This window comes from Ruminococcus sp. NATIVEDY161, assembly GCF_045819895.1.
In the GTDB taxonomy this organism is placed as follows: domain Bacteria; phylum Bacillota; class Clostridia; order Oscillospirales; family Acutalibacteraceae; genus Ruminococcoides.
In genome coordinates, this window is the sequence record NZ_CP162392.1 from 1,757,745 (window position 1) to 1,773,712 (window position 15,968).

The 15,968-nt window shown below is 49.4% G+C and carries 26 protein-coding genes; 25 read left to right on the plus strand and 1 reads right to left on the minus strand.

What is annotated here, in order from left to right; genetic code table 11:
- Positions 1-17: 17 nt before the first annotated feature.
- The 3 genes from srtB to AB1I50_RS08370 are packed head-to-tail and all read left to right on the plus strand — an operon-like array spanning position 18 to position 3,689.
- Complete coding sequence (srtB, locus tag AB1I50_RS08360) at positions 18-1,967, plus strand: class B sortase (protein ID WP_407723590.1); 1,950 nt, start codon at positions 18-20, stop codon at positions 1,965-1,967.
- A gap of 10 nt (positions 1,968-1,977) precedes the next feature.
- Positions 1,978-2,397 carry a hypothetical protein gene (locus tag AB1I50_RS08365; RefSeq protein ID WP_407723591.1) on the plus strand — a complete coding sequence of 140 codons (420 nt, stop codon included), beginning with the start codon at positions 1,978-1,980 and terminating at the stop codon, positions 2,395-2,397.
- A gap of 38 nt (positions 2,398-2,435) precedes the next feature.
- Entirely contained in the window at positions 2,436-3,689 is a 1,254-nt protein-coding gene (locus AB1I50_RS08370) for an aspartate aminotransferase family protein (protein WP_407723592.1), read from the plus strand.
- A 383-nt stretch (positions 3,690-4,072) separates the two neighbouring features.
- Here AB1I50_RS08370 and AB1I50_RS08375 read toward each other — a convergent pair whose 3' ends face one another.
- Positions 4,073-4,588, minus strand: coding sequence for a cob(I)yrinic acid a,c-diamide adenosyltransferase (locus tag AB1I50_RS08375; protein ID WP_407723593.1), 516 nt, complete (start codon positions 4,586-4,588; stop codon positions 4,073-4,075).
- 662 nt (positions 4,589-5,250) lie between these two features.
- Between AB1I50_RS08375 and rpsJ the strand changes: the two genes are divergently transcribed.
- From rpsJ to secY, 22 genes are all read left to right on the plus strand, one after another.
- Complete coding sequence (rpsJ, locus tag AB1I50_RS08380) at positions 5,251-5,562, plus strand: 30S ribosomal protein S10 (protein WP_178849690.1); 312 nt, start codon at positions 5,251-5,253, stop codon at positions 5,560-5,562.
- Positions 5,563-5,657: 95 nt separating this feature from the next.
- Positions 5,658-6,290, plus strand: a complete 633-nt coding sequence (gene rplC / locus AB1I50_RS08385) for a 50S ribosomal protein L3 (RefSeq protein WP_407723594.1) — start codon at positions 5,658-5,660, stop codon at positions 6,288-6,290.
- Between the two features lie 17 nt (positions 6,291-6,307).
- Positions 6,308-6,931, plus strand: a complete 624-nt coding sequence (gene rplD, locus AB1I50_RS08390; protein ID WP_407723595.1) for a 50S ribosomal protein L4 — start codon at positions 6,308-6,310, stop codon at positions 6,929-6,931.
- Positions 6,928-7,221: a 50S ribosomal protein L23 gene (gene rplW / locus AB1I50_RS08395; protein ID WP_407723596.1), complete on the plus strand. Its 294-nt coding sequence runs from the start codon at positions 6,928-6,930 to the stop codon at positions 7,219-7,221. The genes rplD and rplW overlap by 4 nt, the downstream gene beginning before the upstream one ends.
- A gap of 290 nt (positions 7,222-7,511) precedes the next feature.
- A complete protein-coding gene (rplB, locus tag AB1I50_RS08400) occupies positions 7,512-8,345 on the plus strand; it encodes a 50S ribosomal protein L2 (RefSeq protein WP_407723598.1) in 834 nt (277 codons plus the stop codon).
- A 20-nt stretch (positions 8,346-8,365) separates the two neighbouring features.
- Positions 8,366-8,638: a 30S ribosomal protein S19 gene (gene rpsS / locus AB1I50_RS08405; RefSeq protein ID WP_216558683.1), complete on the plus strand. Its 273-nt coding sequence runs from the start codon at positions 8,366-8,368 to the stop codon at positions 8,636-8,638.
- Between the two features lie 19 nt (positions 8,639-8,657).
- Positions 8,658-8,996, plus strand: a complete 339-nt coding sequence (rplV, locus tag AB1I50_RS08410) for a 50S ribosomal protein L22 (protein ID WP_407723599.1) — start codon at positions 8,658-8,660, stop codon at positions 8,994-8,996.
- Between the two features lie 14 nt (positions 8,997-9,010).
- Positions 9,011-9,691 (plus strand): 30S ribosomal protein S3, encoded by a 681-nt coding sequence (gene rpsC, locus AB1I50_RS08415; protein ID WP_407723600.1) that lies wholly within the window; start codon positions 9,011-9,013, stop codon positions 9,689-9,691.
- Entirely contained in the window at positions 9,691-10,110 is a 420-nt protein-coding gene (rplP, locus tag AB1I50_RS08420) for a 50S ribosomal protein L16 (protein WP_407723601.1), read from the plus strand. Before rpsC ends, rplP begins: the two co-directional genes overlap by 1 nt.
- On the plus strand, positions 10,110-10,310 hold the full coding sequence (gene rpmC, locus AB1I50_RS08425) for a 50S ribosomal protein L29 (protein WP_407723602.1): 201 nt from the start codon (positions 10,110-10,112) through the stop codon (positions 10,308-10,310). Before rplP ends, rpmC begins: the two co-directional genes overlap by 1 nt.
- A gap of 17 nt (positions 10,311-10,327) precedes the next feature.
- The gene (gene rpsQ / locus AB1I50_RS08430; RefSeq protein ID WP_407723603.1) at positions 10,328-10,585 is read left to right on the plus strand and encodes a 30S ribosomal protein S17; all 258 of its coding nucleotides are present in this window, start codon (positions 10,328-10,330) and stop codon (positions 10,583-10,585) included.
- A gap of 36 nt (positions 10,586-10,621) precedes the next feature.
- Complete coding sequence (rplN, locus tag AB1I50_RS08435) at positions 10,622-10,990, plus strand: 50S ribosomal protein L14 (protein WP_407723604.1); 369 nt, start codon at positions 10,622-10,624, stop codon at positions 10,988-10,990.
- A gap of 13 nt (positions 10,991-11,003) precedes the next feature.
- A complete protein-coding gene (rplX, locus tag AB1I50_RS08440; protein ID WP_407723605.1) occupies positions 11,004-11,321 on the plus strand; it encodes a 50S ribosomal protein L24 in 318 nt (105 codons plus the stop codon).
- Positions 11,322-11,335: 14 nt separating this feature from the next.
- Positions 11,336-11,875, plus strand: a complete 540-nt coding sequence (gene rplE / locus AB1I50_RS08445) for a 50S ribosomal protein L5 (RefSeq protein ID WP_407723606.1) — start codon at positions 11,336-11,338, stop codon at positions 11,873-11,875.
- A 12-nt stretch (positions 11,876-11,887) separates the two neighbouring features.
- The gene (locus AB1I50_RS08450) at positions 11,888-12,073 is read left to right on the plus strand and encodes a type Z 30S ribosomal protein S14 (protein ID WP_092965909.1); all 186 of its coding nucleotides are present in this window, start codon (positions 11,888-11,890) and stop codon (positions 12,071-12,073) included.
- A gap of 19 nt (positions 12,074-12,092) precedes the next feature.
- Complete coding sequence (gene rpsH, locus AB1I50_RS08455) at positions 12,093-12,491, plus strand: 30S ribosomal protein S8 (protein ID WP_407723607.1); 399 nt, start codon at positions 12,093-12,095, stop codon at positions 12,489-12,491.
- Positions 12,492-12,505: 14 nt separating this feature from the next.
- Positions 12,506-13,048, plus strand: coding sequence for a 50S ribosomal protein L6 (rplF, locus tag AB1I50_RS08460; RefSeq protein WP_407723608.1), 543 nt, complete (start codon positions 12,506-12,508; stop codon positions 13,046-13,048).
- 17 nt (positions 13,049-13,065) lie between these two features.
- Positions 13,066-13,425, plus strand: coding sequence for a 50S ribosomal protein L18 (gene rplR / locus AB1I50_RS08465; RefSeq protein WP_407723609.1), 360 nt, complete (start codon positions 13,066-13,068; stop codon positions 13,423-13,425).
- Between the two features lie 18 nt (positions 13,426-13,443).
- A complete protein-coding gene (gene rpsE / locus AB1I50_RS08470) occupies positions 13,444-13,941 on the plus strand; it encodes a 30S ribosomal protein S5 (RefSeq protein WP_407723610.1) in 498 nt (165 codons plus the stop codon).
- 17 nt (positions 13,942-13,958) lie between these two features.
- Positions 13,959-14,129: a 50S ribosomal protein L30 gene (gene rpmD, locus AB1I50_RS08475; protein ID WP_176789765.1), complete on the plus strand. Its 171-nt coding sequence runs from the start codon at positions 13,959-13,961 to the stop codon at positions 14,127-14,129.
- An 18-nt stretch (positions 14,130-14,147) separates the two neighbouring features.
- Positions 14,148-14,591 carry a 50S ribosomal protein L15 gene (gene rplO / locus AB1I50_RS08480; RefSeq protein ID WP_407723611.1) on the plus strand — a complete coding sequence of 148 codons (444 nt, stop codon included), beginning with the start codon at positions 14,148-14,150 and terminating at the stop codon, positions 14,589-14,591.
- A complete protein-coding gene (secY, locus tag AB1I50_RS08485; protein ID WP_407723612.1) occupies positions 14,592-15,944 on the plus strand; it encodes a preprotein translocase subunit SecY in 1,353 nt (450 codons plus the stop codon).
- Positions 15,945-15,968: the final 24 nt, after the last annotated feature.

The window sequence follows — 15,968 nt, forward strand, 5'->3', positions numbered from 1 at the left end:
CGAAAGGAGTGACCGTCGTGTTTGTAGAAATTATTTCCGTAAATAAAAAGAAAGAAACCGACGTTCTGACCGAACGCGAAAACGAGCTGAGAGAAAAGCTTGACAAATACGGCTATTCGCTCAAGTCCGTCACCAAAGCCCTGATGAACCCGGTTGTCATCAACTCGGCGCTCAACAGTCTGGCACGTGCCGACGACAAGCCCGACGTTGTGATTATCGCCAACGCACTGCGCACAAAGAACAGCGATTCCTTCAAAAAGTATTTTGTAGAGACGGTCGTCGCCGCCGAGCGCTCGGCTTCCGACTCCGTTCCGAAAAATTACTGGAAGGAGCGCGACAAGGCGTTCAAGCAGGCTAAGGCTGAGGGCAAAACCGAGGAAGAGCTTAAGGCGATGGAGGAGGAATACCTGCTCACGCGCAAAAAGGCAAAGGTTTTCTCGCTCGGAGATTTCGGCAACGGCTTCAAGGGCTATTGCTTTATCTACAAGGGAATCCGCGTTGCGGCGGTTCCGCAGGCGGAGCTTGCAGGCGAGGACTTCGCGCAAATCGCGGCGCTGGCGGCGGTCAGAACGACCGAGGTTTTTGAAAATTCCGCCAACGATTACCCCGACGGCTTTTCGGTAGAAAAGTATGTTCCGCCGAGAACCGACTTTGTAAGCAAGTACATCCCCAAAAAGGGCGACTCCAAAAAGGAAATCGGCAGAAAGCTCCTTGTAATCGCCGCGTTTTTGGTGTTCATAGCCGCACTGGGACTGCTGTTCTACAATATGGTTTTCCTCAGTATGCGCAACGCCCAGCTCAACGGCGAAATTCAGACAATCGCCCACGGCGACCGAAAGGACGATCCCCACGCTCCCGATACCGAAAAGGGTATCGACTGGGACGAGCTCAAGGATATTAACGACGAGATCGTCGGCTGGATACAGATCAACGATACGCAAATCGACTATCCCGTGCTTTGGCACAAGGACGACGATATGTCCGGTCAGTACTACCTCAACCACAACTACAAAGGCGATTACGACTCCTACGGCTCAATCTTCCTCGACTACCGCTGTACCCAGGGAACACAGAGCAAGAACGTCATTATGCACGGCCACCATATGAACGACGGTTCAATGTTCGGAGAGCTGATGAACTACGGCGGAACCTCGGGCAACCTCGACTTCTACAAGGAACAGCCCACAATCCGCTTTGACACTCCCCAGGCTAACGGAACGTACAAGATTATCTCGATTTTCAAGACAAACACCCTGTCCAGCCAGGGCAAGTTCTTCAACTATATGATAGGCAACTTCCAAAACGAGAAGGACTTTATGAACTACGTCTACAACGTCCGCGTCCGTTCGCTTATCAACTGTCCCGTCAACGTCAACGAGGACGACGAGCTTATTACGCTGTCCACCTGCTCCTACGAGTACACAAACTTCCGTACCGTTATCGTTGCAAGGCGCGTGAGAATAGGCGAGAGCGACAAGGTTGACGTGAGCAAGGCGAGCGAGAACGACAACGCCGTATGGCCTGAGGTTTACTACAACTCACGAGGCGGAGAACGTCCCGAGGTTACGGACTTCTGCACCGCCTACGAGGGCAAAAAGATAAACTGGTACGACGGAACCTACGACTTTAAGGAGCAAAAGGTTTCCGCAAGCGGTGCGACCACCGCCGCGCCGACCACCGAAAAGTCGGACGATGACGACGGTGACGATAAGGACGAGCCGCCCACGACGGATTTGGTGGTATACCACACCGTCAAGTTTATCAACTACGACGGCTCGGAAATCTCCACCCAGCAGGTGCTTGACGGTCAGCCGGCAACCGCTCCTGCAAATCCCGTAAAGCCGAGCAACACCTATTACAACTACGTCTTTAAGGGCTGGGGGCTCGACTTTAGCTGCGTTGTCGCGGATATGACAATCGCGCCTAAGTTTGAGCCGCAGTTAAAGCCCGAATACAGTCAGAATTAGGAGGGGCGCTATGGATTATAAAATTGTTTTTTACTCGGCGCAGAAAACCTCCGTCTGCGAGCGCACGCTCAAAAAATGCCTTTCGGCAAATCAGCTCAACCATTCGGGCTCGGTTTTCGCGACAAACAGCGCCGACCTCGGAGCGTGGCTGATTGAAGCGGTAAAGGACAGCGATATCGCGTTTTTAATCGGCGGTCTCGACTTTGACGACAGCCGCAGCGCGGTCAAGATTATCTCAAACGCCGCCGCCGACAGCGAGCCTGAGCTGATAAAAAGGCTAAAGGGTATTGACGGACGCGGCGGATATATGTTACAATCAGGCGATAAGCTGATCGTAATGCTCCCCGACAGCCCCGTGCAAATCGAGGAAATTGTCAAAAACGGCTTATCGGGATATTTAAAATACTTCGCTAACAAGAACAACAGGTAAAAGGCAAAATGAGCCTGTAAGTACAGGAAGGGAAATTTATGAATACAAGCACATTTGAAAATTACGAGTCAGAGGTTCGTTCATACTGCAGACACTTTCCCAAGGTGTTCACCAACGCCAAGGGCGCTGTTATCACTGACGAGGACGGCGTAGACTATATCGACTTTTTCTGCGGCGCAGGCGCGGTTAACTACGGCCACAACAACGAGTACATCAAGCAGAAAATGGTTGAGTACCTCTCCACCGACGGCATTATCCACGCTCTCGATATGTACACTGTGCCCAAGCGCGAGTTCATCGAGACCTTGGAGCATAAGATTATCGAGCCGCGCGGCTTTAACTACAAAATCCAGTTCTGCGGTCCTACCGGCACAAACGCCGTTGAAGCCGCAATCAAGCTTGCCAGAAAGAACAAGGGCAGACGCAACGTGTTTGCGTTTATGGGCTGCTTCCACGGTATGACCTTGGGCGCACTTTCGCTCACTTCCGAAATGTACGCGAGGGGCGGCGCAGGCGCAAGCCTTAACGACGTTACCCACATCCCTGCTCCGTATATGTTCGAGGGACTTGACGTTATTCAGTATATGCAGACGCTTATCGACGACGACCACTCAGGCGTTGAAAAGCCTGCCGCGGTTATTATGGAAACCTTGCAGGCAGAGGGCGGTATCCGTCCGTTCAGCGACGAATTTCTCCGTCAGGTTCGCGATTTCTGCGACAAAAACGACATCCTTATGATTGTTGACGATATCCAGGTTGGCTGCTGCCGCTGCGGAAGCTTCTTCTCGTTCGAGCGCGCAGGTATCGAGCCCGATATGGTCGTAATGTCAAAGTCAATCGGCGGTCTCGGAATGCCGCTCGCGATCCTTCTCCTAAAGGGCGAGCTCGACCTTTGGAAGCCCGGCGAGCACAACGGCACATTCAGAGGCAACCAGCTCTCGTTCATCGCAGGCAAGGCTTCGTTCGACTGGCTGCTCGAAAACAACGTCGAGGAGGAAACACGCCGTAAGGGCGAGCTCGTAAAGAGCTTTATTGAAAGGGAAATCCTCCCGATTGACAGCCGCCTTGAGCTCCGCGGAATGGGACTTATCTGGGGTATCGACTTCGGTAAAATCAACCCCGAGCTCTCCGAGGTTGTAATCGAAAAGTGCTTTGAGAACAAGCTCATTTGCGAGTGCGCAGGCAGAGACGGCTCAGTGCTCAAAATTATGCCGCCCCTCGTAATCGAGGACACCCTGCTCATGAAGGGCTTGAATATACTAGCAGACGCTGCAAAGGAAGCGCTGAAATAAAAAACGGCGGTCAGTGACCGCCATTTTTTATAATTGAAAGTTGATAATTGAAAATGGAAAATTGTAGGGGCGTGCATTGCACGCCCGCGGAACAGGCACACAACATTTGATAAAGAAAAAACTTTTTGTGTGTTGAATAAAACATTAAATTACAGTTTAAAGCCTCCCCCGTCACTTGTTACGGGGGAGGTGTCATTTTGCTTGCAAAATGACGGAGGGGGCAGACATTTCCTATAGCGCCAACCTGTCCTTTACAATCGTAGGGGCGGACACACGGGTCCGCCCCTACAGTTATCAACAAACGTTTCCTAATAAAACATACAAACGTCAACAAATAAACTTTTCCTATAAATAATTAAACTCTAAACTCTAAACATTAAACTCTAAAACTCAACTCCCTTTCTTCCGCCGATACCGCGGTCGAAGGGGTGTTTTACTTTTTTGAACTCGGTCACGTAATCCGCGGCTTCAATGAACCGTTCGGGCGGATTGTGACCTGTCATTACAATCTCAATTCCGTCGGGGGCGTTCGTGATGAACTCAAACACCTCGCTCTCGCTGAGCATACCCTCGTTCACCGCGTCAAAAATCTCGTCGAGCACTATCATATCGTACCGCTGTGACAGCGCCGCCGACACGCTCCGCTCAAAAATTCCGCGGAACATCGTGACCGCCTGCTGCTTTTCGTGCTCGTCCATATCAAATGTAAACTTCAATTCGCGCGGACAGGGCGTTAGCGTTACGGTTTCAAGCCTTTCGAGCGACAGCCTTTCGCCCGAATCCTCGGTCTTTAAAAACTGCACGAACATCACGTGCATATTGTTGCCTGCGGCACGTGCAGCAAGCCCTGCCGCCGCGGTGGTTTTGCCTTTTCCGTCGCCGTAATAGATATGAATCATAATACCACCCTCATAAACACACATTTAATAATAACTGTAGGGGCGGAGCCGTGTGTCCGCCCGTGATTCAAGGCAAACGTTGCGGTTGTCAGCGGGCGGACACATGGGTGATTCCCCTATCAGGGGAAATGTCACGAAGTGACAAAAGGGTTGCCGTTGTGCTAAGAACGCCCCTACAAATATGATTATAACTTAATCTGTCCTATTTGGCAAATAGCAATTTAAACAAAAAACATATTAAATGTTCGTAAAACTTCTCTATATAAAAATTTTTAAAAATCCCCTAAAAACTTGAAAAAAAGCCCCTAATAAGTTATAATACATCTGTGTGACTGCACAAGATATGCGATGAAGCGGGAGGTTGCGGCTTTTAAGCCGGTTTTTCCGTGGAGTATGTCCGATTTTAAACCGGGCGAAAATACCGATTTTTCGGTATTAAATTGAAACACTGAGTATAACTGCGGCATTTAAGGGTTGCTATGCCATAAGTATGCTCAAAAGCTTTCAGGACGTTCCCGGTTAACTGAATGGTTAAACGGGTTTTTTAATGCGGGGTGACGAAACACCCGGCAGAGTTTCAAAAACTTTCAGAGCGAACTGAGAGCGAAACGCCCGCCTACAGAGCGCGTTTAACGCGGAAAATTTTTAAGGAGGCGACGATAATGGCAGTCAAGGAAAAAATCAGGATAAGATTAAAGGGCTATGATCACCAGCTGGTTGATCAGAGCGCAGAGAGAATCGTGGCAACAGCTAAGCGCACAGGCGCAAGGGTTTCGGGCCCCGTACCTCTCCCCACAGAGAAGCAGATCGTTACAATTCTCCGTGCTGTTCATAAGTACAAGGACAGCCGTGAGCAGTTCGAGATCAGGACTCACAAGCGTCTTATCGACATTTTAAGACCGTCAAACAAGACAGTCGAGGCTCTTATGAGCTTAGAGCTCCCTGCCGGCGTTGACATCGAAATTAAGCTGTAATTGTCATTTAAGGCTTAAAAGTAAGATACCAACCTACAAGCAGACAGGGTCATGTTGGCACAGCCAACCAATAACCTAAAAGGAGGATACATTCAATGCAAAAAGCAATCATCGGCAAGAAAATCGGCATGACACAGATTTTCGATGAAAAGGGAAGAGTAGTTCCCGTAACTGTTGTTGAGGCAGGTCCCTGCGTGGTAACCGCCAAGAAAACAGTTGAAAACGACGGCTACGCATCCGTTCAGCTCGGATACGGCGACTTAAAGCCCCACAAGGTTAACAAGCCTATGAAGGGTTTCTTCGATAAGTCCGGCGTAGCTCCCAAGAAAACTCTCAAAGAGTTCCGCTTTGCCGACACAGACGCTTACAGCGTAGGCGATCTCGTAAAGGCAGACGTATTCACCCCCGGAGACAAGATTGACGTTACCGGCAAGAGCAAAGGTAAGGGTACAGCGGGCGTTATTAAGAGATGGAACTTCCACCGTCTTAAGGAAACCCACGGTACAGGCCCCTGCGTACGCCACGGCGGTTCAATCGGCGCCTGCTCCTCGCCCTCAAGAGTTTGGAAGGGCAAGAGAATGGCAGGTCACCTCGGCGCAGAGCAGGTAACAGTTCAGAACCTCACAGTTGTTAAGGTTGACGCAGAAAACAACCTCATCGCTGTAAAGGGCGCTGTTCCCGGTCCAAACAAAGGAATCGTAGTTCTTAAAGATTCCGTAAAGGCTTAAAGGAAGGGGGATTATAAATGCCAAGTTTATCAGTAGTAGATATGGAAGGCAAGAACGTAGGTACAGTAGAGCTTGCCGAGTCCGTATTCGGTATTGAGCCCAACGCTCACGTAATGCACATGATGGTAGTTAACTACCTCGCCGCACAGCGTCAGGGCACACAGTCCGCTCTTACAAGAGCAGAGGTTTCCGGCGGCGGTAAAAAGCCCTGGAGACAAAAGGGCACAGGCCGCGCCCGTCAGGGTTCGACAAGAGCTCCCCAGTGGACTCACGGCGGCGTAGTGTTCGCTCCCAAGCCCCGCAGCTACAAATTCACTGTTAATAAGAAGGTAAGAAGACTCGCTATGAAGTCAGCCTTCTCTGTAAAGGCTCAGGAAAACAACATCATCGTTGTTGACAAGATCGCTCTTGACGAGTTCAAGACTAAGAAGATTGCCGCAATGCTCAAGGCTGTAGAGGCTGAAAAGAAGCCCCTCATCGTTCTTGACACAGCGGATCAGAAGGTTATTAAATCAGCTGCCAACATCCCCGGCGCAAAGACAACTCAGGTTAACACCCTGAATGTTTACGACATTCTCAACGCTGAGAAGCTCGTTATCGTCAAGGACGCGGTAAGCAAGATTGAGGAGGTATATGCATGATAGCTCACGATATTATCATCCGCCCCATCATCACAGAAAAGAGCATGGCAGGCGCGGTAAACAAAGTGTATACCTTTGAGGTAGCAAAAACAGCTAACAAGATTGAAATCGCAAAAGCTTGCGAGGAAGTTTTCAAGGTAAAGGTTGCAAAGGTTAACACCCTCAACGTTCGCGGTCAGTTCCGCCGTCAGGGCAGAAACAACGGCGGCTACACCAGAAGCTGGAAGAAAGCAATCATCACCCTTGCAGCTAACAGCAAGCCTATCGAATTTTTTGAAGGCATGATGTAATTTTGTGCGTTGAGGTCCGGAGCCCTCAATTAACGCCCGGCGAGGACAAAGCAATTAAGAAATTCAAACCTTATAAAAACTATAATAGAATTTATTAATTGATTTGACGAGTGGAAGTTAATTGAGGAACAGCGGAGGACAACGAAACGTGATATCACGACGTTCGGATAGAGAGCGGATAACGCGCAAAGTTCGGAAAGAGTGCAGATAAGTCACGAACGTACAAAATACAAAGTAGTTATGGGAAAAGCCATTTCCCGCAAAACCATCATGAGGAGAGTGAAATCACAATGGCAATTAAGGTTTATAAGCCGACTATCAACTCAAGAAGAAATATGTCGGTTGTTGACTATTCAGGTCTTTCAAAGGTTGCCCCCGAAAAAAGCTTGCTCGCTCCTTTAAATAAGAAGGCAGGACGTAACAGCTACGGAAGAATTACAGTTCGTCACAGAGGCGGCGGCAACAGAAGAAAATATCGTATCATCGACTTCAAGCGCAACAAGTTTGACGTAGAGGGTACTGTTAAAACAATCGAGTACGATCCCAACCGCTCGGCGTTCATCGCTCTGGTAGAGTACGAGGACGGCGACAAGTCATACATCCTCTGCCCCGAGGGACTTAAGGTTGGCTACAAGGTAATCGCAGGCGAGAACGCAGACATCTGGCCGGGCAACGCCCTTCCGCTGTACGCAATCCCCGTAGGTACCTTCGTACACAACATCGAGCTCTATCCCGGACGCGGCGGTCAGCTCGCACGTTCGGCAGGCAACATGGCTCAGCTTATGGCTCGTGAAAACGGCTACGCGCTTCTGAGACTTCCTTCAAACGAGCTCAGAAACGTTCCCGAAAACTGCATGGCTACCGTAGGTCAGGTTTCTAACCCCGACCACTTCAACGTAAAAATCGGTAAAGCCGGCCGTAAGAGAAATATGGGATGGCGTCCCACAGTCCGCGGTTCTGTTATGAACCCGAATGACCACCCGCACGGCGGTGGTGAGGGTAAATCACCTGTAGGCCGTCCCGGCCCTGTAACCCCGTGGGGTAAGCCCGCTCTCGGTTACAAGACACGTAAGCACAACAAGCAGAGCGATAAGCTTATCGTTCGCAGAAGAAACGGTAAGTAAGGGCAGAAAGGAGCTTAATAATGAGTAGAAGTACTAAAAAGGGTCCTTTTGTTCAGCCTGTACTTTTCAAAAGGGTTCAAGAAATGAACGAAAAGGGAGAAAAGAGAATTCTTAAGACCTGGTCAAGAAGCTCAACAATCTTCCCTGAGTTCGTAGGACATACATTCGCCGTTCACGACGGCCGTAAGCACGTTCCGGTATATGTAACTGAAGATATGGTAGGCCACAAGCTCGGTGAGTTTGCGCCCACAAGAACCTTTAAGGGACATGCCGGTTCAAAGACCAGCAAATAAGCGGAAGGAGAGTACTTAAATGGAAGCTAAAGCAGTAGCGAAGTTTGTTCGTATTTCACCCCGCAAGGTTGGCGTTGTTCTCGACCTTATCAGAGGCAAGGACGTCAAGTATGCGGAAGCTGTTCTTAAGCACACTCCCAAGGCCGCTTGCGAGCCGCTCATCAAGCTGCTCAAGTCAGCTATGGCAAATGCTGAGAACAACCATGATATGGATGTATCCAAGCTTTACATTGCACAGTGCAATGCAACAGCAGGCCCCATCCTTAAAAGAATTCGTCCCAGAGCACAGGGCAGAGCGTTCAGAATCAACAAGAGAACTTCTCACATCACCCTCGTACTCAAGGAAAAAGAAGACTAAGGGGAGGTTAAATTATGGGTCAGAAAGTAAATCCGCACGGTCTTCGTGTTGGTGTAATCAAAGATTGGGATTCACGTTGGTTTGCAAACAAGAAGGACTTCGGCACAACTCTTGTTGAGGACTATAACCTCCGCCGCGAGCTGAAGGCTCAGCTTTACAACTTCGGAATTTCCAAAATCGAAATCGAGAGAGACGGCAAAAAGGTTAGAATTTCTATCCACACTGCAAAGCCCGGTCTTGTTATCGGTAAGGGCGGCTCAGAGATCGAGAAGCTCAAGGCTCAGTGCGAGAAGAAGCTTAATAAGCCCGTTTCAATCAATATTGTTGAGGTTAAAGCTCCCGAGCTTGACGCTCAGCTCGTTGCTGAGAACATCGCAGCTCAGCTCGAAAAGAGAATTTCCTTCCGCCGCGCAATGAAGCAGTCAATCGGCAACGCTATGCGCCGCGGTGCAAAGGGTATCAAGATTATGTGTTCAGGCCGTCTCGGCGGCGCAGAAATCGCGCGTTCTGAGCAGTACCACGAGGGTACTATTCCGCTTCAGACCCTTCGCGCGGATATCGACTACGGTTTTGCCGAGGCTAACACAACCTACGGTAAGGTCGGCGTTAAGGTTTGGCTGTACAAGGGCGAGGTTCTCAATGTAGCCGAGTCCAAGCCTGCCAGAAGACCCCGCAGAGAAGGAGGCAGAAAATAATGTTAATGCCTAAAAGAGTAAAATACAGAAGAGTTCACCGCGGACGTATGACCGGTAAGGCTATGCGCGGTAACAAGGTAACCTACGGTGATTACGGCCTTCAGGCAACTGAGCCGGCGTGGATTACTTCAAACCAGATCGAGGCTGCCCGTGTTGCTATGACACGTTACTGCAAGCGTTTCGGTAAGGTTTGGATCAAAATCTTCCCCGACAAGCCTGTAACCGCAAGACCGGCTGAAACCCGTATGGGTAAAGGTAAAGGTAACGTAGAGTATTGGGTAGCTGTAGTTAAGCCCGGCAGAGTTATGTTTGAGCTCGGCGGCGTTGACGAGGCAATTGCTAGAGAGGCTATGCGCCTTGCAGCCAACAAGCTCCCCATCAAGTGCAAGTTTGTTAAGAAAGAGGAGGGTGAGCAGTAATGAAAGCATCAGAACTCAGAGATCTCACAGTTGAAGAGCTTCAGACAAAGCTCACAGAACTCAAGGAAGAGCTCTTCAATCTTCGTTTCCAGCTTGCTGTTAACCAGCTCGAAAACACATCAAGAATCGGAGCCGTTAAGAAGGACATCGCAAGAGTGTCTACAATCCTTCGTCAGCGCGAGCTCGGTATTGAAGCTTAAGAGAGGAGGACTTAACAGTGAGTGACAGAAATATGAGAAAGACTGTTGTCGGCAGAGTAGTAAGCGATAAGATGGACAAGACCATCGTCGTTGCTGTTGAGGACAGCGTAAAGCACAAGCTTTATAACAAAATTGTTAAGCGCACAGTTCGCTTTAAGGCGCACGACGAAAACAACGAGTGCGGCGTGGGCGACCGTGTAAAAATTATGGAGACCCGTCCCCTTTCCAAGGACAAGAGATGGAGACTCGTCGAGATTATAGAGAAAGCTAAATAAGTTTAGCGACTTGAGAGAGAAAAGGAGGAATCAGTTATGATTCAACAGCAAACTATCCTCAAGGTTGCCGACAACACCGGCGCAAAGGAACTTATGTGCATTCGTGTTCTCGGCGGTACCCGCAGGAGATACGCCAACATTGGCGATGTTATTGTTGCTTCGGTTAAAAAAGCAGCGCCCGGCGGCGTTGTTAAGAAGGGCGACGTTGTAAGAGCTGTAGTTGTTCGTTCCGCTAAGGGCGTTAGACGCGAGGACGGAACATACATCCGCTTCGACGAAAACGCAGCTGTAATTATTAAGGAAGATAAGAACCCCCGTGGTACTCGTATCTTCGGACCGGTTGCAAGAGAGCTTCGTGACAAGGATTATATGAAGATTCTCTCGCTTGCTCCGGAAGTACTTTAATGGAGGTGTCACAATGAGTAAAGTTCACGTAAAAACAGGCGACACCGTTATCGTTATCAGCGGTAAAGACAAGGGCAAAAAGGGCAAGGTTATGGCCGTAAGCCCCAAGGAAGGCAAGGTTATCGTAGAGAAAGTTAATATGGTATCCAAGCACGTTAAGCCCAGAAGAATGGGCGAGCAGGGCGGAATTATCAAGGCCGAGGGCGCTATGTACGCTTCCAAGGTTCAGGTTGTTTGCCCCCGCTGCAAGAAACCCACAAGAGTTGCTCATAAGATTTATGACGACGGCTCTAAGGGCAGAGTATGCGCCAAGTGCGGCGAAGCGCTTTAAGGAGGATTTAAGAAATGGCAAGACTTAAGGATTACTATGTAAAAGAAGTTGCACCTGCTCTTATGAATAAGTTCTCCTACAAGAGCACTATGCAGATCCCGAAGCTTGACAAGATCGTTGTCAACGTCGGCGCAGGTGAAGCAAGAGAAAACTCAAAGGCTATCGACGCAATCTGTAAGGACCTTGCGCAAATCACAGGTCAGAAGCCCATGGTTTGCCACGCAAGAAAATCAGTTGCTAACTTCAAGCTCAGAGAAGGTATGCCCATCGGCGTAAAGGTTACGCTCAGAGGCGAGAGAATGTACGAGTTCCTCGACAGATTCTTTAACGTAGCTCTCCCCCGTGTAAGAGACTTCAGAGGTATCAACCCCAACTCTTTCGACGGCAGAGGTAACTACAATATGGGTCTCAGAGAGCAGCTCATTTTCCCTGAGATTGATTATGACAAGATTGACAAGGTTCGCGGTATGGACATTTGCTTTGTTACTACAGCGAACACAGACGAAGAGGCTCGTGAGCTCTTAACGCTTATGGGCGCACCGTTTTCAAAGTAAGGAGGGATTGTTGTGGCTAAGACAGCAATGAAAGTTAAGCAGCAGAGAAAGCAGAAGTTCTCTACAAGAGAATACTCAAGATGTAACATCTGCGGTAGACCACACGCCTACCTCCGCAAGTATGGTATTTGTCGTATTTGCTTCCGTGAGCTCGCTTACAAGGGCGAAATCCCGGGCGTAAAGAAAGCAAGCTGGTAAGCAAGGAGGAAAAAAGGTAATGCAGATTACAGATACAATAGCTGATTTACTTACAAGAATTCGTAACGCGAACGCAGCTAAGCACGATTCTGTTGAAATTCCCGCCTCAAATCTCAAGAAGTCAATCTGTCAGATTCTTCTTGACGAGGGCTACATCAAGAATTTCACCGTTATCGAGGACGGCAAGCAGGGTATCATCAAGGTTACTCTTAAGTACCTTGAGGGCAAAAGACCTGTTATCACCGGTCTCAGAAGAGTGTCAAAGCCCGGTTTGCGTATATACAGTAATGCAGAGGATATGCCGAAGGTAATGAAGGGTCTCGGCGTTGCGGTTATTTCAACATCTAAGGGTGTTATGACCGACCGCGAGGCTCGTAAGCAGCACATCGGCGGCGAGGTTCTCGCTTACATTTGGTAAGAGGAGGTGCGATAATGTCTCGAATTGGAAGAAAACCTATAAATATTCCCGCCGGAGTTGACGTTAAGGTCGAGAACGGCGTAATCACTGTCAAGGGACCTAAGGGAACACTCGATTTCGCTTACAACCAGAATATGACAGTAGAAATCAAGGACGGCACCGTTGAGGTTACACGTCCTGATGACAAAAAGGAAAACCGCTCGCTCCACGGCCTGACAAGAACGCTCATCAACAATATGGTTGTAGGCGTTACAGAGGGCTACGTTAAGGAGCTTAAGGTTAACGGCGTTGGTTACCGTGTTCAGAAGCAGGGTAACAAGTGCGTTATGAACCTTGGTTATTCACACCAGGTTATCGTTGAGGATACACAGGACATCAAGATTGAGGTTCCCGATCCCAACACAATCAAGATTATCGGCATTGATAAGCAAAAGGTTGGTCAGTTTGCTGCCGAAGTCAGAGAGAAACGTCCGCCCGAGCCGTATAAGGGCAAGGGTATCAGATACGTTGACGAGTATATCCGCCGCAAGGAAGGCAAGGCCGGTAAGGGTAAATAATTAAGGAGTGAAAAATAATGGTAAGCAGACCTGATACAAAAAAGGCACGCGCAAAGCGCCATAAGAGAGTCCGCTCAAAAATCAGCGGCACCGCAGAATGTCCGCGTTTGTGCGTATTCCGCTCCACCAATAACATCTACGCTCAGATTATTGATGACGTAGCCGGTGTTACACTTGCGCAGGCTTCAAGCCTTGACAAGTCCATCACAGGTAACGGCGGAAACAAAGAGGCAGCTAAGGCTGTCGGCAAGCTCATCGCAGAGCGTGCCAAGGAAAAGAACATCGTCGACGTTGTATTCGACAGAGGCGGTAACATTTATCACGGCCGTGTTAAGGAATTGGCCGAAGGCGCTCGCGAGGGCGGCCTCAATTTCTAAGGAACAGGAGGAATAACTTTGGCTAATAAAGTAGAAGCACAAGGCGAATTAAAGGAAAGAGTTGTTACCATTAACCGTGTATCAAAGACGGTTAAGGGCGGCCGTATCTTTAAGTTTGCGGCTTTGGTAGTCGTAGGCGACGGTAACGGAACCGTTGGTTTCGGTATCGGTAAGGCGGGCGAGGTACCCGACGCTATCCGCAAGGGTATTGAGGACGCCAAGAAGAACCTTATGAAGGTTTCGCTCAGAGGTACTACAATTCCTCACGAGATTATCGGTGAGTTCGGTGCAGGCAGAGTTCTTATGAAGCCCGCCGCACCCGGTACCGGCGTAATCGCGGGCGGCCCCGTTCGTGCGGTTGTTGAGGCTGTAGGCATCAAGGACATCAGAACAAAGGCTCTCCGCTCAAATAACCCCTGCAACGTTGTAAGAGCTACCCTTCAGGGACTCGGCGCTCTCAGAACAGCAGAGGAAGTTGCCGCTGTCCGCGGTAAATCCGTTAAGGAAATTCTTTAATAAGGGAGGCTGCAAAAGTGACAATTAAGTTAGTAAAAAGCCTTATCGGCTCTAAAAAAGATCAGATTGCAACCGCCCACGCACTTGGTCTGAAGAAAATCGGTGACGTAACAACTCAGCCCGACAATCCCCAGACAAAAGGCAAGGTAGCAAAAATTATCCACCTCGTAGAGGTTAGTGAAGCGTAAGCAAGGAGGTGCGAACTTATGAAGTTAAATGAACTTTCACCGGCTCCCGGCTCTAAGAAGGGCGCAAAGAGAATCGGCAGAGGTCACGGCTCAGGATGGGGAAAGACATCCGGCAAGGGACAGAAGGGTCAGAAATCCCGTTCAGGCGGAAGCATCCGTCCGGGCTTTGAAGGCGGTCAGATGCCGCTTCAGCGCCGCGTCCCCAAGAGAGGTTTCAACAACATCTTTGCTAAGAACGTGGTTGCTATTAACCTCAGCGCGTTGAACAGAAAGTTTAACGACGGCGATACTGTAGATGCCAATGCACTTGTTAAGGCAGGCGTTGTAAAGGGCAGCTTTGACGCAGTTAAGGTGCTCGGCAACGGCAAGCTCGACAAAAAACTCACCGTTAAGGTTTCTGCTTTTTCCGAATCAGCCAAGGCGGCAATCGAGGCTGCAGGCGGAAAGGCAGAGGTGGTTTAATTGTTTAAGATTATGAAAAATGCGTGGTCAATCCCCGACCTGCGCAGAAAACTCTTATTCACACTTTTAATCATCATCGTTTTCAGAATCGGTTCGGTTATCCCCGTTCCGTTTCTGGACTCAAACGTACTCGCACAGGTAATGGCGCCGGCTACCGACGTAACCGACGCAGGCTCAAATATGATCGCGTACCTGAACACACTTTCGGGCGGCGCGTTCTCAAACGCCACACTGTTTGCGATGGGTATTACACCGTACATCAACAGCTCGATTATTATCCAGCTTCTCTGCGTTGCTATCCCTGCTCTTGAAAGACTTTCAAAAGAGGGCGAGGCAGGCAGACGTAAAATCGGTACAATCACCCGTTACACCACCGTTGCCCTGGGACTTATTCAGGGTACCGCGTACTTCTTCTATCTGAAGAACACCACAAGCTCCGACGGCGCGCATATCACCATCTACAACGAGGGCTTCTCAATGGTATTCGCGGGCATCGTTATCGTGCTGGTATTCACAGCCGGTACGGCGCTTATGATGTGGCTCGGTGAGCAGATCAACAAGAACGGTATCGGAAACGGTATCTCAATCCTCTTGTTTGCCGGCATCGTGGCACGCTTCCCCGCAACCATCAACGACCTTATCTCAATCTGGAAGCTCGGTTCGGGCGACGGCACAACCGGCAGCGCTCAGCCAAGGTACTTCGCTTTCGTAATCATCTGGGTAGTAATGTTCCTCGCTATTATCTGGCTCATCACCTTTATGCAGGATAGTGAGAGAAGAATTCCCATCCAGTACGCAAAGCGCGTTGTAGGCAGAAAGATGTACGGCGGTCAGTCAAGCCACCTTCCCATCAAGGTTGCGCTCGGCGGCGTACTCCCGATCATCTTCGCAAGCTCAATTCTTTCAATCCCCAGTACAATCAACCTCTTCCTCAACATCAAAGACGGTTTCTGGGGCGCGTTCTTCGCAGCGTTTAACTCAACAAACTGGCTGTACATCGTATTGTACTTCATCCTTATTTTGATGTTCGCGTACTTCTACACGACCATCCAGTACAATCCCGTTGAGATGGCCAACAACCTCAAATCAAACAACGGTACCGTTCCGGGTATCCGCCCGGGCGCTCCGACAGCCGCATACATTAAGAACATTCTCTCAAGAGTTACTCTTATCGGCGCGCTGTTCCTCTCAATCATCGCCCTTGTTCCGCTGATTTTCGGTGCGGCAACAGGACTTGGCAGACTGTCAATGGGCGGTACATCAATCATCATCGTTGTAGGCGTTGCACTTGAGACTGTTAAGCAGCTCGAAAGCCAGATGATGATGCGTCATTACAGAGGATTCCTTGACTAATCACATTTTATGAGGTATAATATT